This window comes from Halosolutus halophilus (assembly GCF_022869805.1).
In the GTDB taxonomy this organism is placed as follows: Archaea; Halobacteriota; Halobacteria; order Halobacteriales; family Natrialbaceae; genus Halosolutus; species Halosolutus halophilus.
Map to the genome: position 1 here is coordinate 2,779,884 of NZ_CP094974.1, position 19,931 is coordinate 2,799,814.

General features: G+C 67.0%; 21 protein-coding genes. 8 read left to right on the forward strand and 13 right to left on the reverse strand.

Going from position 1 to position 19,931, the window contains the following annotated elements; genetic code table 11:
* The first annotated feature begins 17 nt into the window (after nt 1-17).
* Nucleotides 18-983, forward strand: a complete 966-nt coding sequence (locus tag MUG98_RS13545; protein WP_265107978.1) for a transcriptional regulator — start codon at nt 18-20, stop codon at nt 981-983.
* Nucleotides 984-1,019: 36 nt separating this feature from the next.
* Here the strand turns inward: MUG98_RS13545 and MUG98_RS13550 are convergent, their stop codons facing one another.
* Complete coding sequence (locus MUG98_RS13550) at nt 1,020-1,265, reverse strand: glutaredoxin family protein (RefSeq protein WP_265107979.1); 246 nt, start codon at nt 1,263-1,265, stop codon at nt 1,020-1,022.
* Between the two features lie 90 nt (nt 1,266-1,355).
* Nucleotides 1,356-2,792: an NCS2 family permease gene (locus MUG98_RS13555; protein ID WP_265107980.1), complete on the reverse strand. Its 1,437-nt coding sequence runs from the start codon at nt 2,790-2,792 to the stop codon at nt 1,356-1,358.
* 169 nt (nt 2,793-2,961) lie between these two features.
* Here MUG98_RS13555 and MUG98_RS13560 point away from each other — a divergent pair, with 169 nt between their 5' ends.
* Entirely contained in the window at nt 2,962-3,624 is a 663-nt protein-coding gene (locus MUG98_RS13560) for a potassium channel family protein (RefSeq protein WP_265107981.1), read from the forward strand.
* 315 nt (nt 3,625-3,939) lie between these two features.
* On the opposite strand, the gene MUG98_RS13565 is transcribed toward MUG98_RS13560, so the two are convergent.
* Together MUG98_RS13565 and MUG98_RS13570 are read right to left on the reverse strand one after the other, a co-directional pair.
* A complete protein-coding gene (locus MUG98_RS13565) occupies nt 3,940-5,001 on the reverse strand; it encodes a site-specific DNA-methyltransferase (RefSeq protein ID WP_265107982.1) in 1,062 nt (353 codons plus the stop codon).
* A gap of 203 nt (nt 5,002-5,204) precedes the next feature.
* Entirely contained in the window at nt 5,205-6,563 is a 1,359-nt protein-coding gene (locus MUG98_RS13570; RefSeq protein ID WP_265107983.1) for a 4Fe-4S ferredoxin N-terminal domain-containing protein, read from the reverse strand.
* A gap of 193 nt (nt 6,564-6,756) precedes the next feature.
* Here MUG98_RS13570 and MUG98_RS13575 point away from each other — a divergent pair, with 193 nt between their 5' ends.
* A complete protein-coding gene (locus MUG98_RS13575; protein WP_265107984.1) occupies nt 6,757-7,167 on the forward strand; it encodes a high-potential iron-sulfur protein in 411 nt (136 codons plus the stop codon).
* A 148-nt stretch (nt 7,168-7,315) separates the two neighbouring features.
* Entirely contained in the window at nt 7,316-8,317 is a 1,002-nt protein-coding gene (locus tag MUG98_RS13580) for a calcium/sodium antiporter (protein WP_265107985.1), read from the forward strand.
* A 35-nt stretch (nt 8,318-8,352) separates the two neighbouring features.
* Here the strand turns inward: MUG98_RS13580 and MUG98_RS13585 are convergent, their stop codons facing one another.
* Complete coding sequence (locus MUG98_RS13585) at nt 8,353-9,195, reverse strand: beta-keto acid cleavage family enzyme (RefSeq protein WP_265107986.1); 843 nt, start codon at nt 9,193-9,195, stop codon at nt 8,353-8,355.
* Nucleotides 9,192-9,437 (reverse strand): hypothetical protein, encoded by a 246-nt coding sequence (locus MUG98_RS13590; protein WP_265107987.1) that lies wholly within the window; start codon nt 9,435-9,437, stop codon nt 9,192-9,194. The genes MUG98_RS13585 and MUG98_RS13590 overlap by 4 nt, the downstream gene beginning before the upstream one ends.
* A 192-nt stretch (nt 9,438-9,629) precedes the next feature.
* On the opposite strand from MUG98_RS13590, the gene MUG98_RS13595 reads away from it, so the two are divergent.
* Nucleotides 9,630-10,595: a ring-cleaving dioxygenase gene (locus tag MUG98_RS13595; RefSeq protein WP_265107988.1), complete on the forward strand. Its 966-nt coding sequence runs from the start codon at nt 9,630-9,632 to the stop codon at nt 10,593-10,595.
* Between the two features lie 36 nt (nt 10,596-10,631).
* Nucleotides 10,632-11,834 carry an iron-containing alcohol dehydrogenase family protein gene (locus tag MUG98_RS13600; protein WP_265107989.1) on the forward strand — a complete coding sequence of 401 codons (1,203 nt, stop codon included), beginning with the start codon at nt 10,632-10,634 and terminating at the stop codon, nt 11,832-11,834.
* Nucleotides 11,835-11,904: 70 nt separating this feature from the next.
* Here MUG98_RS13600 and MUG98_RS13605 read toward each other — a convergent pair whose 3' ends face one another.
* A complete protein-coding gene (locus MUG98_RS13605; protein WP_265107990.1) occupies nt 11,905-12,327 on the reverse strand; it encodes a DoxX family protein in 423 nt (140 codons plus the stop codon).
* 235 nt (nt 12,328-12,562) lie between these two features.
* Here MUG98_RS13605 and MUG98_RS13610 point away from each other — a divergent pair, with 235 nt between their 5' ends.
* Nucleotides 12,563-13,570, forward strand: coding sequence for a glutathione S-transferase family protein (locus tag MUG98_RS13610; protein WP_265107991.1), 1,008 nt, complete (start codon nt 12,563-12,565; stop codon nt 13,568-13,570).
* A gap of 46 nt (nt 13,571-13,616) precedes the next feature.
* Here MUG98_RS13610 and MUG98_RS13615 read toward each other — a convergent pair whose 3' ends face one another.
* From MUG98_RS13615 to MUG98_RS13625, 3 genes are all read right to left on the reverse strand, one after another.
* Nucleotides 13,617-13,838: a DUF7535 family protein gene (locus tag MUG98_RS13615; protein WP_265107992.1), complete on the reverse strand. Its 222-nt coding sequence runs from the start codon at nt 13,836-13,838 to the stop codon at nt 13,617-13,619.
* 135 nt (nt 13,839-13,973) lie between these two features.
* On the reverse strand, nt 13,974-14,774 hold the full coding sequence (locus MUG98_RS13620; RefSeq protein ID WP_265107993.1) for an NAD-dependent epimerase/dehydratase family protein: 801 nt from the start codon (nt 14,772-14,774) through the stop codon (nt 13,974-13,976).
* Between the two features lie 200 nt (nt 14,775-14,974).
* Nucleotides 14,975-15,988, reverse strand: coding sequence for an alcohol dehydrogenase catalytic domain-containing protein (locus tag MUG98_RS13625; protein WP_265107994.1), 1,014 nt, complete (start codon nt 15,986-15,988; stop codon nt 14,975-14,977).
* 400 nt (nt 15,989-16,388) lie between these two features.
* Here MUG98_RS13625 and MUG98_RS13630 point away from each other — a divergent pair, with 400 nt between their 5' ends.
* Nucleotides 16,389-16,529, forward strand: a complete 141-nt coding sequence (locus MUG98_RS13630; RefSeq protein ID WP_265107995.1) for a hypothetical protein — start codon at nt 16,389-16,391, stop codon at nt 16,527-16,529.
* An 88-nt stretch (nt 16,530-16,617) separates the two neighbouring features.
* On the opposite strand, the gene MUG98_RS13635 is transcribed toward MUG98_RS13630, so the two are convergent.
* From MUG98_RS13635 to MUG98_RS13645, 3 genes are read right to left on the reverse strand one after another with little or no spacing between them, the layout of a single operon-like run.
* The gene (locus tag MUG98_RS13635) at nt 16,618-17,859 is read right to left on the reverse strand and encodes an ABC transporter permease (protein WP_265107996.1); all 1,242 of its coding nucleotides are present in this window, start codon (nt 17,857-17,859) and stop codon (nt 16,618-16,620) included.
* The gene (locus MUG98_RS13640; protein ID WP_265107997.1) at nt 17,856-19,136 is read right to left on the reverse strand and encodes an FtsX-like permease family protein; all 1,281 of its coding nucleotides are present in this window, start codon (nt 19,134-19,136) and stop codon (nt 17,856-17,858) included. The genes MUG98_RS13635 and MUG98_RS13640 overlap by 4 nt, the downstream gene beginning before the upstream one ends.
* Nucleotides 19,126-19,887, reverse strand: a complete 762-nt coding sequence (locus tag MUG98_RS13645) for an ABC transporter ATP-binding protein (RefSeq protein WP_425601052.1) — start codon at nt 19,885-19,887, stop codon at nt 19,126-19,128. The genes MUG98_RS13640 and MUG98_RS13645 overlap by 11 nt, the downstream gene beginning before the upstream one ends.
* Nucleotides 19,888-19,931: the final 44 nt, after the last annotated feature.

Consider the following 19,931-nt stretch of genomic DNA (forward strand, 5'->3'; position numbering starts at 1 on the left):
ATAGCTTACAACCCCGTATGTCCCGCTCCGCACTGGTCGGCAACGTGACCGCGATGTTAGAGGACGCGGGATTCGTGGTCAGCGACCGGTGTGCGATCCGGCCGAAGAGTTTCGACGTCGCAGCGCGGCGCGGTGAGGACCTGTTGCTCGTCAAGATCCTCGGAAACATCGACGCGTTCAACGAGGCGACTGGCCACGAGATGCGACGGCTGGGGAACTACCTCCGGGCGACGCCGCTCGTGATCGGACTTCGCAGTCGCGACGAGGACCTCAAACCCGACGTCGTCTACTTCCGCCACGGCGTGCCGGTCTTCAGTCCCGACACCGCGTACAACCTGTTCATCGAGGACGTGCCGCCGCTGATCTACGCCGCACCCGGTGGTCTCTACGTCAACATCGACGGTGACCTGCTTGCCGACGAACGAGAGGACCGCGACTGGAGTCTGGGCCAACTCGCGAGCGAACTCGGCGTCTCACGGCGGACCGTCTCCAAGTACGAGGACGGCATGAACGCCTCCGTCGAGGTCGCGATGGCCCTAGAGGAGATGTTCGACTCGGAACTGACGAGTCCCGTCGACGTCCTCGAAGGTGCCGACGACGTCCACGAACCGGAGTCGACGCCCGACGACCCCGAGGCCGACCCCGGCGACGAACAAGTCGTCGCCGTTCTCACGCGCGCCGGCTACCAGGTCCACCCGACGGTCCGGTCACCGTTCAAGGCCGTCAGCGAGGACGAGGACGATAGCGACGTCGTCCTCACCGGCCACTCGAAGTTCACGAAGGCCGCCGAGAAACGCGCTCGCATCATGAGTTCGATCGGCCACGTCACGCGCACCCGATCGGTCTACGTGGTCGATCGGGCGAAACAGGAGTCCGTCGACGGAACGGCGATCGTCGAGCGCGACGAACTCGAAGAACTCCGCGACGCGGACGACCTCCGGGACGTCATCCGGGAGCGGTCCGAACGCGAAGAAGCAGCGTGATCCGCGGTTCGATCGGTTTTCGGCGGTTCGACCCACTCAGGCGTACGTCTCTTCCAAGTACTCGACGATGTCGTCGCTCTCCGGCATCCCCTCGACGCCCTGCGCTTCGTCCGTGATGACCGGGACGCCGGTCTGGCCGCTGACCCTCTCGACCTCGGTCCGATCGGCGTGTGAGCGAGGGACCTCGACCGTGTCGTACTCGAGGTCGAGTTCCTCGAGTTTCGTGCGGACTTTCGCGCAAAACGGGCAGCCGGGCAGTTCGTAGAAGGTAATGTCAGCCATAATTCAGCGTTGCCACGGAAGACGTATGAGACCACCGATCGCCCGCGTCGTTGCCGGAAGCCCGGTTGGACGTGCCGGCGCGGCGGCGGACTAGAAGGCGAGCATGCCGGCGGTGGCCGCGAAGTAGGCGGCGAAGTAGATCACGAAGGCGATCGCCAGGATCCACTGCCCGAGCGAGACGTCCTCGCCTTCACCCATCGACGCCTTGATCAGCGGATAGCTCATGATACCGGCGGCGAGGCCGTTCGCGATCGAGGTGGTCAGGGGCATGACGGTGATCGTCAGGCCGCCGGAGATCGCCCACGCGGGGTCGCTCCAGTCGATGTCGGCGACGCCCTGGAGCATGATGATGCCGACCACGACGAGCGCGATGTAGGTCGCGTACTGCGGGATCGCAGCCATCAACGGCACGACCACCAGCGACAGCGCGAAGAGCACCGCGACGACGAGCGCGGTGAAGCCGGTGCGCCCGCCCTCCTCGACCCCCGTCGAGGATTCGATGTACGTGGTGACCGTCGACGTCCCGATCATCGCGCCGAACGTGGTGCCGATCGCGTCGGCCATCAGCGGCCTCTCGATCTCGGGGAGGTCGCCCTCCTCGTCCAGGAAGCCGGCGATCTGAGAGACGCCGATGAGGGTCCCCGCCGTGTCGAAGAAGTCGACGAAGAAGAACGTGAACACGACGAGCACGAAGACGAGCGGATCCTCGGTAACCTGCCCGAGTCCGTCGACGAACCCGGCGATCAGGGGCGTAAAGTCGTACTGGACGCCCGCGATCATCTGGGCGATCCCGTCCTGGGTGACCTGCTCGTAGCTGTTGCCCGGCGTGAGCACGCCCGGCGCGACCACACCGGCGAGCGTGAGCACCCAGCCGGCGATCGCAGTGGTGACGATTCCGATGACGATCGACCCGCGGATGCCGCGGGCCCAGAGGACGAACGTCAGGGCGAGTCCGGCGAGGGACAGCGCGGCGATCGAACTGGTCGCGACGTTGCCCAGCGTTACCAGCGTCGCTTCGTCGGTCACGACGACCTGCATCTCCTGGAACCCGAGGAAGAGCAGGAAGACACCGATACCGGCCCCGACGGCGAACTTGACCGGTTCGGGGAAGAGTTCGATGACGTACCGTCGGGCACCGAACGCCGTCAGGAGAATGAAGACGACACCTTCGACGAAGACGGCCGCGAGTGCCACCTCCCACGGGACCCCGAGACCGAGGACGACGGTGAACGCGAAGAAGGCGTTCAATCCCATCCCCGGCGCGAGGCCGAACGGTCTGTTGGCCCAGAACGCCATCACCAGGATGGCCACGACCGACGCGAGGATCGTGGCGACGGCGATCATCTGGAACACTTCCTGCCCGGAGTAGCCCTCGATCTGGATCGCCTCGCTGAGGATCGCCGGGTTGACCACGATGATGTAGGACATCGCGAGGAACGTCGTCAGGCCGGCGAGCAGTTCTGTCTCGAGATCGGTCCCGTACTCCTCGAATTCGAAGTAGTCCGCGATCGCTTCTGTGACCCCCATATTGGATAGTCGAGCATACTAATAGGGCTTAGTTAAGTGTTTTCGTCTCCAGTAACGCGGAGATAGCCACGTTCGTGTATACACGTGGCGGTTGCGACCGTCGATCACGGCGATCCGACCGTCGGTCGCGAACGAACGTATTTGACCCCGGAGCGTGTACCCCTTTATCATGATGTTTGTTATTGTGGGATACGGTCGGGTCGGCTCGCGGACGGCACGCATCCTCACCGAGGAAGGCCACGACGTCGTCGTCGTCGACGTCGACATCGATCGTATCGATCGAGCCAGCAAGGCAGGGTTCGACACGGTCCAGGGCGACGGTGCCGACGAGTCGGCCCTCGTCGACGCGGGAATCGAGGACGCCGACGCGATCGGCGCGTTCACGCCCGATCTCAACGTCAACTTCGCCGCCTGCATGGTCGGCACCCACCACGGCTGCCGGACCGTCCTCCGGATCGACGAGGACTACCGCGAGGACATCTACAAGAAGTACGCCGCGGACGTCGACGAGATCATCTATCCCGAACGCCTCGGCGCAGCCGGTGCCAAGACCGCCATGCTCGGCGGAGACTTCAACGTCGTCGCCGACCTCGCGGCGAACCTCCAGCTGACCGTCCTCGAGATCCGAGATGGGTCGCCCGCCGTCGGCAAGCGGATCAGCGAACTCGACTTGCCCGAGGCTGCGCGGATCTACGCCCACGGACGCCAACACGAGTCGCTGACGATTCCACTGCCCGGAACGGAACTCGCGGTCGGCGACGAGGTTGCGATCATCGTCGAGACGGACAGGGCGGACGACGTCCGATCGGCGCTGCTGCCGACGAGCGCCTGAGACGGGTGGACGAAGCGATGGACGCGGTATCGGACGAGCGGACGATCGAGAACCGTCGGTGACGGACGATCGCCGTGCGAGAGGTCCACTGCCCTGTTTCGGTCCGGGTGCCTGAGTCGCCCCCGATGGGGCGGCCCCGGGGACCGAAACGGGCGAGGAAGGGGATGGGAGCAGTTTGGGGGGGTAGGCGCGCAGACGGGAGGATGGGGACGGGTCCGTACAGCGCGCCTATCTTCCACTCGATACTGGGGGAAGTTAAAACTGCGTCAGACGATCGGATGACAGAAGTCAGAGAGCAGACACGTCGACGCGTTCTCAGTCGCCGTCACCGTCCTCGAGTCGGAACACCAGGACGTTCTGGTGGACCATCGAGGGGACGAACGAGAACGGGTAGCCGTAGACGTGGAGGTCCTTGGTCGGATCGTACCAGATCAGGTTCGCCGCCAGCGTGACCGGTGCGGTCGACTCGATCGCCCGCGCGAGGTCCGCCGAGAGGAATTCGTAGGACTGGTCGCGGTACATGTCGCCGATGAAGACTACGACGTGGCCGTCCGGGGCGACCGCGTCGGTGAACCGATCGAACTTCGTGGCCATGTCCGCGAGCCACTCGGCTTTCGTCCCCCCGGTCGACTGCTCGCCGTCCGGCCCGTTATCGAGGTCGTCGCCGTCGCCATCGCCGTCGTCGAACGAGCCGAGTTTGCTCTCGCGGGTCCGCCGTTCGTTTCGGGTCTGCTCGAGTTCGTCCATGTTCCAGTAGGGGACGTCTGTCAGGAGCAGGTCGATCGAGTCGTCGGGCACGTCTTCGATCAGGTCGGCACAGTCTCCGCGGCGCATGTCCTGCGGGGCGAGGGGCGGTTCGCCGCGAGCACGACGCTCCTCGTTCTCCCGGTCGAGGACCGCCTCGTAGACGTCGACCCAGCGATCGTTGCGCTCGAACCCGATCGCCTCCCGGAGGCCCGTCCCCTCGTGCTCGCAGAAACTCGCGCCCAGCAGGGTCCCGCCGACGCCCGCGAAGGGGTCGAGGACGGTGTCCCCGGCCTTGCTGAACCGACCGATCAGTTCGGCACAGAGCCGTGGCGGCTTCTGGCCGCCGTGCTCGCTCCGGAGGTCGTGCTGGACGTCCGGGGGGTAGCCCTCGGCGAGCACCGACTTCGTCGCGTACTTCCACTCCGTCCCCGTGAGGTCGTTGACTCGGTTGCGTTCGTCGTAGACCCCGCGGCCCTCGACGTACCGCTGGTGATCCGCGAGGGCGTCGGTGTCGACGACCTCGCCGTCCTCGACCGGGAGCGCCTCGTCTCGCGCCCGATCGGCGTCGAACGACCCGTCCTCGTCGGTGAACAGCCGACTCTGTCGATGCCGGTCCCCGTCGTCTGCCATACCGGGAGTGGTTACCCCGATACCGTAAATATACTGTCGGCTGTACGTCGGTGTGGTGGATTCTCCGGATTACCTCGACGAATCCCACGGACAGTATACGGCCGCTTTTCACCGGTCGAGGGGGCGAGCGCAGCAGGGATGGATGCACCTCGTTCGAACGCGGTGACGAACCGGTGTCGCCGGCCCACGAGCAATCCTATCCGTCAGGCGAACCAACCGAGGTCGACCGTTTCGTCGTCGAGGACCGTCTTGCGGTTGTCGGTCTGGCCGACGTCCTCGTAGGAGATCTCCCCCTCGACCTGCTCGGCTTCCGGTCCCGGTTCGTTGCCGATGTAGACGACGTTCGGGTTGGTGCCGATGTCCTCGAGCAACTTGAACGTCGAATCGCCGGTCCCGGCTTCGGCTTGGAGGAGTCCCCGGGCCTCACGCTCTGTTAGGCCGTCGCCGCCCTCGTCCTCGGCCGGTTCAGTCTCGCCCGTGACGACGGCGATCGCTTCCTGGATCTCCTCATCGGATGAATTCATGGTCTGCGCTCGAGCCAGCGCGGGGTCGTCGAGGTACTGCCGGGGGTCGCTCTCGGGATCGTTCATGTCGCCGAACTGGATCGCCTCGGGGGGACAGGCGTCTTCGCAGGCGGTCCGGCCGACCAACTCCTCGCCCTTGGAGCCGTCCTGCCTGGTGGCGCAGAACGTACACTTCTGCATGGTTCCCCGCGGGCCGCGACTGCTGACCCACCGGCCGCGCTGGTCGTACATGTGGTCTTCCTCGATTTCGCTGACCGGCACCTCGGGCTCTCCCCACTGGAAGTAGTTGACGCCGTACGGACAGGCGACCTGACAGTACCGACAGCCGATGCAGACGTTGTAGTCGGTCAGCACGAGACCGTCCGAATCCCGCGTGTGACGGGCCGTCGTCGGACACACCTTCTCACACGGCGCGTCCGTACAGTGCTGGCAGGGGCGAATGAGGCGGTTCCGACCGCCGGGCGTGGTGTCCTCGTAGTCGAGGACGTACATCCAGTTCGCGCCCTGGTCCCAGTTGTGCTCTTCCGCACACGAGACCACGCAGGCGAGACAGCCGTCGCACTGTTCGAGATCGAGCACCATGCCCCACTGGGTGCCCTCGCCGTCCCCGTACTCGCCACCGCCCTCCTCGTCCTCCTGGGTGGCTTCGACTGCCGGTTCGCCGCCGGATTCGGCCGTCCCCCAGGCGCCCAGTCCGACCGCACCGGCGCCGGCCCCCATCTTCTTCATCACCTCGCGACGCGACTCCTCGTCGACCCCGAACCGCGAGAGCGCCTCGTCGAATCGGCTTCCATCGCCGGACTCGACCGGGCGTTCGTCCTCACCGAACTCGGCCAGGACGTCCTCGTGGTACCGATCGTGGAACTCCTCCTCCGACAGTTCCCCCTTCGTGACCTTCATCGCGTCTTCGGCCATCTCGAGGCCGAGTTCCGTGTCGTACTCGGTCTCGTCGAGGGACGCTTCGAGTTCCTCCTGCCACGCCTTCCCGAGCGGGTGGAACGACTCGTCAGCGGAATCGACGTCCTCGTTCGATGTCATCGTTCCCGGGCCCCGTTCGTTTCGTCGAATACGTTCATTGATATCGTCTAACATAAGACTGACCAGCCCCGATCGAATAAACGACCGGCATGCATCTGCCGGGGACGGAAACCCCGGCCGATCGAAGCTCGCGATTCCCATCGATTGGGCCGCAAACCAGGGATTTTTGGAGCGACAGGGCGTACCATGGGGTATGAGTGACGGCGAGTCGCGGGAACCACGCCGCCGATTCCTTCGCATCGCCGGGACCGGCCCGGTACTAGTGTTCGCGGGCTGTCTCGGCGACGAAGAAGACGGGGACACCGGCGAAGAACGCCCGGCCGACTGGTGTCTCGACCAACTGGAGGGCTCCGTTCCGGAGGTCGAACGGAACGCAGTGAGTACCGACGGCATCGAGCGGAAAGACGAGAGCGAGTTACTATCGAAGGAGGACGCCGCGTACCAGTGCGGACCGCAGGAAGGACAGTTGTGCGGGAACTGCACGTTCTACATCGACGACAAGAACGGCGACGGGATCGGTGCGTGTACCGAAGTCGAAGGGATGATCCGATCGGTCGACTGGTGTGGGATCTGGGCGGCGAGAGAAAAGGCGCCCCAGGAGTGAGCCGGTAGCGGCGGAGTGATACGGACCCGGTGCCCGTCCGATTCGTCGCGGACCGGGCGGACGAGCCCGCGTCTCCGGCCCGAGGGAGAGGTCCCCGCACGGAGGCCGCAAGCTTTTGCCCCGACTCGTCGAATTCGCGAGCGCACGAATGAGCCTGGTTGGAGACGTCACACTCGTACTCGGCGGCGTAGTCGCGCTGTGGCTCGGCGCCCAGTGGCTCGTGACGGCGGCGGCGACGCTCGCGCGCGCGGCCGGCATCTCCGCGCTCGTCGTCGGCCTCACCGTCGTGGCGTTCGGGACGTCCGCGCCGGAACTCGTCGTCTCCGTCGGCGCGGCGTTCGAGGGGCGGGCCGACGTGGCGGCGGGGAACGTCGTCGGCTCGAACGTTTTCAACCTCGCGTTCACCCTCGGACTCGTCGCGGTCGTGCGCCCGTTCCGCGTCTCGGAGAAGTTGGTCCGACGGGACACCGTCGCGATGGCCGCGACGACCGCCGTCGGAATCGCCGTCCTCGCGAATCTCGTCGTCTCCAGCGTCGAGGGCGGCCTGTTACTCGCGCTGTTCGCGGCGTACCTCGGCTGGATCTGGCGTACCGTGACCCGATCGGCAGCTACGGAGCGTCACGACGCCGGAAGTCCCACCACCGATCCGGCGTCGCCGACCCCCGCGGGCGGCGACTCGTACGAGCCGAATCGAGACGCCGAGTCGATTCGATACGGCGCCGAGGGGGCGAGACTGCTGGTCGGTCTCGCACTGGTCCTCGTCGGCGGTCGACTCCTCGTCGACGGGGCGAGCGGGATCGCCCTGTCGATGGGGGTCTCGGAGTGGGTCGTCGGCGTCACCATCGTCGCCGGCGGGACGTCGCTGCCGGAACTGGCGACCTCGATCGTCGCGACGCGCCACGAGAACCTCGGTATCGCGGCGGGGAACGTCGTCGGCTCGAACGTCTTCAACGTCCTCGTCGTCCTCGGGAGCGCCGCGGTCGTGCGCCCGCTTTCCGTCGACGGGGCTGTCCTGTCGGGACTGGCGTGGCTCGCGCTTGTCACCGCGATCGCGTCGGCCGTCCTCGCGACCGGCCGACGACTGTCCCGGCTGGAAGGTGTCGGCCTGCTCGCCATCGGTGCGAGTTACTGGGTGTGGACCATCCACTGACCCGGCCGCCTCCCGATCGCGGGAGTACTCGGGTCTCAGAGGCCCAGTATCTCGCGTGCCTGCGCCGGCGTGGCGACCTCGCGACCGAGTTCCTCGGCGACGCGAACGACGCGCTCGACGAGTTGCGCGTTGCTCGTCGCGAGTTCGCCCTGCCGGTAATAGACGTTGTCCTCGAGGCCGACGCGGACGTGGCCGCCGAGCAGGATTCCGAGCGTCGCGAACGGCAACTGGTGGGGGCCGAACCCGAGCGTGTTGAACCGTGCTCCGTCCGGGAGGTTCGAGACGGCGTTCAGCAGGTTCCGCGGCCGGGGTCGCGTGAGCGTGCCACCGCCGAAGATGAGCGTCGCGTACACCGGTTCGGCGAGGTCGCGGCGATCGAGCAGTCCGTAGACCTCGTTCGCGTGTCCGTCGTTGAACACCTCGAGTTCCGGTTTGATACCGCGATCCTGCATCTCCGCGTGGAGCGCGTCGACCATCGCCCGCGTGTTCTCGCTGGTGAGGTGATCGTACCGGTTCAGCGGGCCCATGTCGAGCGAGGCCATCTCCGGCGGCGGATCCGTTCTGAGGGGTTGGTGTCGCTCCTCGGCGTGCGCACCGGTGCCGCCGGTCGAGTGCTGGACGATCACGTCGTCGGCGTGTCGCCGAACCGCGTCGTCGATCTCCTGAAAGCGATCGGTCGCGAACGATCGTTCACCGTTCGGTTTGCGGGCGTGGAGGTGCACGACCGACGCGCCGGCCTCCTCGGCTGCGGCCGCGGCCCGGCCGATCTCCTCGGGCGTCTCCGGCAGGTTCGGATTCGCTTCCTTCCCGTGGACGCCGCCCGTCAGCGCCGCCGTGACGATCACCGGATCGCCGCCGAGGAAGTCCTCGTAGCTCATCCGTCGGTGCCCTCCTCGGACGATCGATCGGCCCCGGCACCGTCGTCGTTGCCCGCCCCGTCGCCGTCCGCGTGGGCCCGGTATATTTCGCAGTGGTCGCCGTGCTCGAGGTCGTAGCGATCGTTGCAGATGTCGGCGCGCATCGGCTGGACGAACCGATCGGCGACGGTACAGTACGCTCGCTCGTGGTCGAACGCGAGTTCGTTCGACTCGCGCCGGTATTCCAGATACGGACAGCCCATACGACCGTCTCGGCCGGAATCGGATTAACGGTGGTGCTATCGTCGCCACTGACAGTCGGTGCACACCCGATCGCACAGCCGTCGTGCGTTCGGTGTGTGAACAAGTTCGGTTGGTGCGATGTCGCGGACCGCGTCCGGTAACACCGATGTCCGCTAAACGATACCCGCATCCGATACCTACGTGGAACTACTATGGCACCGACGACACCCGGTCTCCACCACGTGACGGCGATCGCCGGCGACCCGCGGGCCAACGCGGAGTTCTACGTCGGCGCGCTCGGCCTGCGGTTCGTCAAGCGAACCGTCAACCACGACGATACGGGGACCTATCACTTCTACTTCGGCGACGAGCAGGGGACGCCGGGGACGAACATCACGTTCTTTCCGTGGACCGATCGCGGCCACTCGGGCCAGTTCGGGGCCGGCCAGACGCGGGACACGGCCTACCTGATTCGATCCGACTCCGTCGACTACTGGGCTGATCGACTCGCATCGCAGGGCGTGGCGGTCGATCGCTCCGAGCGGTTCGGCGAGACGGTACTCGGGTTCGACGACCCGGACGGGATCGGGCTCGAACTCGTCGGAAGCGAGGCGGCCAGAGAGGCCGACGCAAAACCGTGGGCAGACAGCCCAGTACCCGCCGATCACCAGCTCCGCGGCTTCCACAGCGTGACCCTCGCCGTCGACGCGTTCGAACCGACCGCGGAGGTGCTCACCGACGTCCTCGGCTACGAACTCGAGGGCGAGGACGACGGTCGCCGCCGGTATCGGACGCCAGACGGCGGCCCGGGATCGGCAGTGGACCTCGTCGAGACCGACGCGGACCGTGGCCACATGGGCGTCGGAACCGTCCACCACGTCGCGTTCGAGGCCGCGGACGTCCACGAGCAAGAGCGGTGGCGCGGCGTCTTCCGAGATCACCGACTGGACGTCACGGAGGTCATCGATCGCAAGTACTTCCAGTCGATCTATTCGCGGGAACCCGGCGGCGTGCTCTTCGAGATCGCGACGACCGGCCCCGGCTTCACCGTCGACGAGGACGTCGACGAACTCGGCTCGACCCTCACCCTCCCCGAGTGGCTCGAGGACGAACGCGAGCGGATCGAAGCTCAGTTGCCCGAGTTCGAGGGCCCGACCGCCGAGACGGGAGGGAACTGACGTGAGCCGGACTGACGAGTTACGGAGGGGACCCGCGTGAGCCGGCGCGACGGCTTCCGGTTCGAGTACGATCCCGGCGTCCTCCGGTTCGGATCCGGCTCGGTGGACGACCTCGCGGACGAACTCGCGAGGCAGGGGTTCGATCGGGCACTCCTCGTCTGCGGCTCGACGGTCGGAAACTCGCCCGCGGTGATCGATCCGGTCACCGAGGGACTCGGCGATCGACTCGGCGGCGTCTTCGCCGAGACGACGACGAAAAAGCGCCTCGCGACGGCGGTCGAGGGGACCGAAGCGATGGACGCCCACGACGCGGACGTCCTCGTCGCACTCGGCGGCGGGAGCAGCCTCGACGTCGCGAAAGTCATCAGCGTCCTCGACGCCGCCGACCGCGATCCCGCGGCGATCGGGCGGGAGTTCGAAGAGCGGGGCACGATCTCGATCCCGTCGGGATCGCTGGCACCGATCGTCGCGATTCCGACGACGCTCGCGGGTGCCGACCTCTCGACCGTCGCCGGCGTGACGGCGGCACCCGATGGCGGCCTGGTCGACGCGCCGACGAGCGGCGGCGTCGGCGATCCGCGGCTGATGCCCGGCGCGATCGTCTACGACCCCGCGCTCGTCGCGACGACTCCGAAATCGATCCTCGCGGCCTCCGCGATGAACGGGTTCGACAAGGGGATCGAGACCCTCTACGCCCGAACCGCCACGCCGGTGACGGACGCGACTGCGATGCGCGGTCTCGGACTCCTGCGGGACGGCCTCCGGCGACTCGGCGACGAGGGCCCGACCGAAGACGTGCTCGAACCGGTACTCGAGGGGACGATGGTCGTCCAGTACGGCATCTCCCGCCCCGGCGAGACCACGCTCTCGATCGTCCACGCGTTCGGTCACGGGTTGACCCGATCGTACGACGTGCAACAGGGTGCCGCCCACGGCGTCGTCGCGCCACACGTCCTCCGGTACCTCTTCGAGGAGGTCGACGGCCGGCGGGACCTCCTCGCGGACGCGCTGGGCGTCGGTGACGCGGCCGATCGGGCCGAGGCGATCGTCGACGCCGTCGCGGACGTCCGCGACGCGCTCGATCTGCCGGCGCGGCTCCGGGACGTCGACGGACCCGAACCGGACGAGTTCCCGGCCGTCGCCGAGGCGATTCTGGAGGACTCGTTCGTGGCGAACGCGCCGGCCGGGCTGGAGCCGACGCAGGAGGCGATCGAGGCCGTGCTCGAAGACGCGTACTGACGTCGACGCTGCGATAGTGGCGGAAAATCGATTCCTCACTCGGACTCGACCGGGACGAACCCGGGTCCGTCTACAGCCCGAGGTTCAGCGCGTACGCCCACGACTCGACGCCGAGGGCGAGGACGAGAAAGACGAGTGCGCCGGCGAACAGTTCGACGTTCTTGATGAAGTCGGTCATCTCGGACTGCTGCTGATCCTCGGGAACCGCCCAGAAGTCGTGCATGACCGGCGTCACGACGAGGAAGAACGCCGCGAGTAGCCCCGCGGCGATCGCCGGGAAGGCTCCGAGCGCGATCCCCAGTCCGCCGACGACGAGGACCCCGCCCGAGGCGAGGACGCTCAGCCGGGGAGCGGGGGCTCCCTTCGCCTCCGTGTAGCCGGTCATCGCGTCGGCGTTCGCGAAGTGATTGAGTCCCTGGAACGCGAGCAACCCGCCGAAGAGCACTCGAGCGAGCAGGAACGCGATCGCACCGGGGCCAGCGTCGACGACCATCAGTCCCACCCCGCCGTGCCGGGTGCGTCGTCTGTGAGTCGGTGCGTGAGCAGTGAGTCGGTATTCAGTATCACTACGTTATCTAGTTCGTTTTCGAACCCAAATATATCTTATCTGATACGAGGGTTACCAACTATCACGCGTGTTATCTCGTCGGATCAACCGGTCGCACTCTCGACGGCGGTAACACGACCGTTAGCGAGCGCCTATTTTCCTCCAGTCCGTACTCCGGGGCATGAACATGCTCGTCGACGGCGAGTGGCGCACCGACGCGAACGAATCGACCACCGACGAGGGATCGTTCGAGCGACAGCAGACGACGTTCCGGGACTGGATCCGCGACGATCCCGACGCCGAGTTCCAGCCCGAAGCGGGGCGGTATCACCTCTACGTCTCCGCCGCCTGCCCCTGGGCCCATCGCACCCTGATCACGCGCGCACTGAAGGGCCTCGAAGACGCCGTCTCCGTCTCGGTCGTCGACCCGTACCGCGACCAGGACGGCTGGCAGTTCACCCCCGAGAAGGAGGGGTGTACCCGCGATCACGTCCACGACGCGGACTTCCTCCGGGAGCTATACGTCCGGGCTGATCCCGACGTCACGTGTCGAGTGACAGTCCCCGTGCTCTGGGACGAAGAACGGGACACGATCGTCAACAACGAGTCGAGGGAGATCATGCGAATGCTCGACACCGCGTTCGACGGGATCGGAGAGAACGAAGTCGACCTCTACCCCGAGGGGTACCGGGAGGCGGTCGATCGGATCCTCGACGAGATTTACGAACCGATCAACAACGGCGTCTACCGGGCCGGGTTCGCGACCGAACAGGAGCCCTACGACGAAGCGATCGACGACCTGTTCTCGGCGCTCGACCACTGGGACGACGTGCTCGCGGACCAGCGCTATCTGGCCGGCGATCGGCTCACGGAGGCGGATATCGCGATGTTCACGACGCTCGTCCGGTTCGACGAGGTCTATCACACCCACTTCATGTGTAACGTCCAGTACGTCCGGGAGTACGACAACCTCTGGCCGTATCTCCGCGACCTGTACGGGACGCCCGGCATCGGCGAGACGGTGAACATGGATCACATCAAAGAACACTACTACACGACGCACCCGGGCGTCAACCCGCACCGCATCGTCGCCCGCGGTCCGGAACTCGCCTTCGACGAGCCACACGATCGGGACGACCTTCCCGGAAGTCCGCCGACGGCCCTCGCGGCGGCGAGTGCCGACGACTGAGGGGCCGTTTCGAACGACGGAACAGAAGAAACGATCTACGAACGCTCTACGTCCCGCTCGGGGGGCGCTGGGATCCCTCCCGCCACGACTCGAAGCTCTCCTCGATCTCCTCGTCCGATCGGAAGACGCGCCAGATGATCCACGCGACCGCGAAGACCGGGAGCAGCGGCAATAGCAGGATGACGAGAATCGCCGCCATGATGTAGCCGAAGGCGGACATCTGGAAGTTCTCGGTGTAGCCCGTCGACTCCGACACCTTGGTTGACATGTGTAAGCCTACGACCGTTCCGATATTCCGTCTTTCGGTCTCGAGGAACGGCGTCGAAACCGGACGACGGCCTCGGATGCGACGTCCTTTCGGAACCCGCCTCGATAGGCAAACCGATCGATTCTCGGAATCCCGTCACGTCGTCGTCAGTCCGTCTCGCCCGTCGTCCTCGTCGTCGAGCACCTCGGCCGCGTCGTCCTGCGGCCGATAGTCGAATTCGAGCATCGTCTCCGTCAACGAGAGGAACCGCTCCGAATTCCGGGAGATGCCGTGGGCGACCGTCGGCGTCTTCGACAGCGCCCGGGTCGCGACCGCCCGGATCAGCCGCCGGCAGTCGTCCGGACTGAGCCACATCGCGCGGGCGTAGCGCTCCCCGGCGGCGTCGCGGTCCGCGACCTCCTCCCGGAGTTCGTCCCGGGAGAGGAGCCAGCCGATCCGCAGGTTGACCACGTCCATACCGACCCGGTGTGCGTAATAGGACCCCATCGCCTCGCCGAAGACCTTCGTCACGCCGTAGTACGTGTCCGGATCGGGCGCGTCGTCGGGTCGGATGACGGCCGGCGACCCGATCGTCGACTCCGGGCGAATCGAGGAGACCGCGTTCCCCATGTTGACCGCGTGGTTCGAACTCGCGAAGACGACGCGCTCGACGCCGTGATCCTCGGCCGCCTCGTAGGCGTTGTAGGCGCCGTCGACGTTCGGACCCGAAACCGCGTCCCACTCGGCTCGCGGACTCGGGTTGGCCGCGAGGTGGATCAGGACGTCCTGGTCCCCCAGCGCGTCGACGAACGCGTCCCGATCGGAGATTTCGATCGGCGTGGTGTCCAGATCCTCGGTTTCGCTGTGCGAAAAGAGCGTCAGATCCTCGTCCGACAGCGCCTCGATCGCCTGTCGCCCGACCCGGCCGGACGCGCCGGTGATCGCGATGTCAGTCATAGGAAGTCGACACCGACCCGACGGAAATAGATCGGGCCAGCGCGTTCCGGCCGCTCGGTCCGGGATCGAACGACGAGTGCTATCGGAAATGTTCGAGAGACAACATCGAGAACACCCTTTTCAGTCCCACTCGGTGGTTGAAAGACCGGGAAGGTGACACTCGTTCGTGTCCAGCGCAGACGAACGACGGCCATTCGAGACTACGGCTCGAGGACGAGCTTTCCGACGCTCTCACGGTCCTCCATCGCTTCGAAGGCCGTGTTCGTCTCCTCGAGCGGGTACGTCTCGTCGATTTCCGGTTCGAGTTCGCCTTCTGCAACGAGGTCGACGAGTCGACGCAGGTCGTCCTGTGTTCCCATCGTCGACCCGACGACGCGTTTGTGTTCCAGGAACAGATCCGGGACGTCGATCGACGACGTGTCCCCCGCCGTTCGCCCACAGATGGTCATCGTTCCACCGCGTCGCATCACGTCCTGTCCGAGCGCGGTGTACTCACCACCGAGATGGTTGATGACCGCGTCAGGCTCGCCGATCTCCGTCACTGCCGCGTGGATCTCGTCGGTGTCCGTCGCGCAGATCGCGTGATCGAGGCCGAGTTCCTGCACGCGATCGAGTTTCGCTCCTGACGAGGACGTCCCGATCGTTCGAGCACCGAGGAGAGACGCGAGCTGGACGGTCGCGACGCCGACACCGCCCGTTGCGCCGGGAACAAAGACGAGGTCGGCCGGGCCAACGTCGGCACGCCGAAGCATGTGAAATGCCGTGGTGTACGCTGTCGGCAGCGAGGCGGCAGTCGTCGCGCTCACGTCGGCGGCTAACTCGAGGAGTCGATCGGCCCGGACGCAGGCTGCCTCGGCAAGCCCGCCGTGGTACAGTGAGAACCGCTCGCACATGTTCTCCGGCCCCTCCCTGCAGAATCGGCACGACCTGCACGTCTGGTTCGGACAGAGGACGACCCTGTCCCCGGGGTCGATTCCGGACACGTCTGTCCCGACCTCGCGGACCACACCAGCGAGATCCAGTCCCGTCACGAACGGGAGATCGTCGGCGTCGACCATCGCCGAATCCCCTTCGAGGACCCACAGATCGTGTCGATTGATCGAACAGGCTTCGACGTCGACGACGGCCTCGTCGGGGCCGGGGTCAGGGGACGGCTTGTCGATCACGCTTACCCCATCCGGACCACTCAATTCGGTGAAGGCTGCGGCGCGCATCGCGTTCTGAATCGACCTCGAGTGCAAAGATACTGTGGGAGAGAGCGGCCAGAACGGGTGAGAGGAAGGGGTCTGGTCCCTCGTCCGAAGTGTCTGGTATGTGGATGATGCGACGGCATTCGTGATGAACGCCGGGAAACTGGGCGGGAGACCGCCATCGACGCCGGGTTCGATCGCGTCTCCGCCCGCCGTCGTTTCTGTGAGCGTCTCCACCCGCCGTCGTTTCTGTGAGCGTCTCCACCCGTCGTCGGTTCTACGAGCGCCACCCGTCGCCGATCGTCACTCATTATAAGCGCCACTCGCCGCGAGCGCCTGAGCCTGCCCGCGGATCGTTTTTCGGCTGCCCATCCGTGTCCTCGAGCCACACGTGACGGAATCGACGCCGAGGTCGATCACGGCCGTGCGAAACGGTACTACCCCGAAGACGACCTGCGTCGCCAGACCGCGATCGGACTGCGTCTTCGCGGTCGAGCAGTACGACGCGATGCTCCAGCATCGCGCCGAGCACGATCAGCCGCCCGACCGATCGAAACTCGGCTGACCGACGATCGACCCGAACGGCGACGCGGACGCCTGCGGTAGGAACGAGAACTCCGACACACGTCCCGACCGACTCGAGCTACCCCCGATCACTCCTCGAGGTGCTCGATTCGGGAGTACCGCCCGGCACGCCAGCCGGTGACGAGCGCGACGAGCGTCCCGACGCCGACGGCGAGGAGGAAGCCGGCGGCGTAGACTTCGGGGGACGTCCGCAGGAGCCGTTCGAACCCGACGACCGAGGCCGCAAGCCGGTTCAGGGCGGCTGCGATCGGTGGTGTCGCCGCGAGTCCGACGAGCCCACCCAGCAGGCCGACGACCAGTCCCTGCACGCCGATCGTCCCGGCCAGGAGCCAGCGAGAGAGCCCGAGCGCCCGGAGGGCGGCGAGCTGTTCGCGTTGCTGGGAGGTCACGAGGACGAACAGATTGGCCGTGAGAACGACGCCACCGACGACGGCGAGGCCGACCAGCGTGAAGCCGCTCGCGAGCACGATCGGTCGCTCTTCGATCATCGCTTCGACCTGTTCGTCGCTGGTCCGGACGTCGTACTCCGGATACTCCTCGGCGAGGTCGTCGCGGACGGCGTCCCGATCGGCGTCCTCGGTCACGTCGGCGGTGACGAACGTCGCGCGATCCGTCCCTGCCGTGCCTGTGACGACCTGCAGGTCGACGAGGGGGACCGTCACCGCTGGTGAGCCCAGGTACTGCGAGTGGTGCCCGGAGATTCCGACGACCGTGAACTCCCTCGCCCCTTCCCCCTCGCGGCTCGCGCCGACGTAGATCGTGTCGCCGACGCCGACGTCGTGGGACTCGGCGATCCGCGGGTCGATCACGATTTCGCCGCTCGGGACCTCGTCGGGACTGGGGCCACTGGCTGCCTCCACGTCCTCCTGGTCGAGTTCGAAGCCGCCACCCTCCTCGAAGTCGAACCCGTCGTGGGTTTCGTGGACCCCGACCGCGGATCGACGTTCCAGGTCCGACGGCTCCGTGCCGACGTAGACCACGTGCATCGCGATCGGGGTCGCAGACTGGATGTCGTCCCGTGCCGTGACCGCTCTCGTGACGCCGTGGGAGTCGGCGATCGGGTTCTCCGTCCCGCTGGCGGCCGGATCGACGGGCTCGCTCGAGATCCAGATGTCGCGATCCGCGCTGTCGAGGCCGTCCTCCCCCTTCTCGATGACGCCGATTCCGAGGCCCGCAAGCAGCGTCACCGAGAGCACCGCCAGCGTGACCGCGAGCACGGTGAGCGCGGTCCGACCGGGTGCCCGTCGGAGCTGTGCGACGGCGATCCCGACGACGGCGCTCGCCCGCACGGCCAGCCCGCCGACGCTCATCGACTCACCTCCTCGAGGACGGTCGTCCGGGAGGCGACCGCGAGCGGGTAGGGGACGGCTACCAGCCCGGCCAGCAGTGCAACGCCGATCGCGTACGGCACGAACAGCGGCGTGACGATCGCGACCGTGTCCGAGGCGAGGGTCGCGCTCGCGATCGCGTTGACGGCAGTGATCCCGAGGACGCCGAGACAGAGCCCCAGGAGTGCGCCACAGAGCGTCGTGATTCCCGTCGTCAGTGCGACGACCGCGAGCCGGCTCCGGGCCGGAAAGCCGACCGCCTCGAGGACGGCCATCGCACGGCGATCCTGGTCGACGGTCAGTCCCATCGTCGTCGCGACGAAGGCCGCGCAGATCGTCACGCCGACGACGAGCGCGAGCAGGCTCGTCGCGAGTGCCAGCCCGTCGCCGAACAGCGTCGACGGATCGCCGCCGGCCGTCGACTCGACCGTGGCGTATGGGTACGCCTCCTCGGCGGCCGACGCCGCCGCGTCAGGCTCGCCCCACACCAGAAGCTGGGTGGCGAGTTGCCCGTCGTCGGCGCCGGCGACCGCCTGCAGTTCGTCCAGTCGGACGAGCGCGACGGGAACGTCGCTCTCCGCGTCCGCTCTCGACTCCTCGACGGCCGTGACGGTCAGCGACGGCCCTCCGGATCCCGAATAGACGCTCGAGACGGCGACCTCGTCGCCCTGGGACGCGTCGAGGCGGTCCGCGGCCGCGCTGGAGAGGACGATCCCCGCGTCCGACGACCGCCCGTCCCCGCCGCCGTCGCCCCGCGAATCGACCGGCTCGAGGTCGGTCGTCGGGAGCCCCGCGACGGTCCGCGACTCCCCGTCGGGAGCGACGCCGACCAGGAGCACCGTTCGCGGCTCGCCCTCGGCGGACTCGAGTCGCACCGTCTCGAGCAGCACCGGGGAGGCGTGATCGACCCCCGACTGCGATCGGATCGTCGCGGCCCGTTCGTTGGCCATCCCGAGTCGCGGGCCCTCGAGGCCGTCGATGGTCGACAGCGTCCCGCTCTCGTCCGGCGTGATCCGGACGTCCGCGTCGGTCTCCGCCGCGACCCCGCCCTCGGCGAGCGCCAGTGCGACTCCCGTGATAACCAGCAGGAACGCGATCGTCAGCGCGACCGCGACGATCGTCGACGCGATACGCCCCGTGACGGTTCGGGTCGCCCGTTTCCAGAGCCTGGTCGCCGTGAGCCCGACGAGTCCGGCCCACCGCGTCCGTCGCCGTCCGTCCACCTCGCCGGGATCCCGGTCGGCGGCGTCATCGTCCATCCTCGATCACCCTCCCGTCTCGGAGCGTGACCACCCGATCGGCGACGGCCAGCGTCGAGTTGTCGTGCGAGGCGACCACGACCGCCCGATCCCGGCCGATGTCGGTCAGCAACTCGAGGACGTCCGTCCCGGTTCCCGTGTCCAGTTCGCCCGTGGGCTCGTCGGCGACGAGAACGTCCGGATCCGTCGACAGCGCCCTGGCGATCGCGACGCGCTGTCGTTCGCCGCCGCTGAGTTCGCCGGGGAGGTGCGAGACGCGGTCCTCGAGTCCGACCTCCTCGAGCAGCGTCGTCGCCCGCGCTCGTCGGCGGGATCGGGGAACGCCCGCCTGGACGAGCGGCAGGGCGACGTTCGCACGGGCCGAGAGCGACGGCAGGAGGTGAAACCGCTGGAAGACGATCCCCACGTGCCGACGGCGCAACTGCGTCCGTTCGCGACCCGAAACTGCCGTGAGGTCGGTACCGCACAACTCGATCCGTCCCTCGGTCGGCACCAGGAGCCCGGTGATCGCGTGCAGGATCGTCGACTTGCCGCTGCCGCTCGGTCCCCGGAGTCCGACGATTTCGCCCTCTCGAACGGTCATCGAAACGTCACGAAGCGCGGTCACCGTTCGGGCCTCCCGCGATCGAATGCCCCGGCTGGTCGATCCGTACTCGTGGGAAACGTTCTCGAGGCGGACGATCGCCGACCGCGCACGCTCGTCGGCGATCCCGGACGCGTCCGACCGTGCATTCCGGTTGGATACTGTCACGGGGTGGTTCTCGTCTGAACGAACGGCCCGCCGGCCCATTGTTT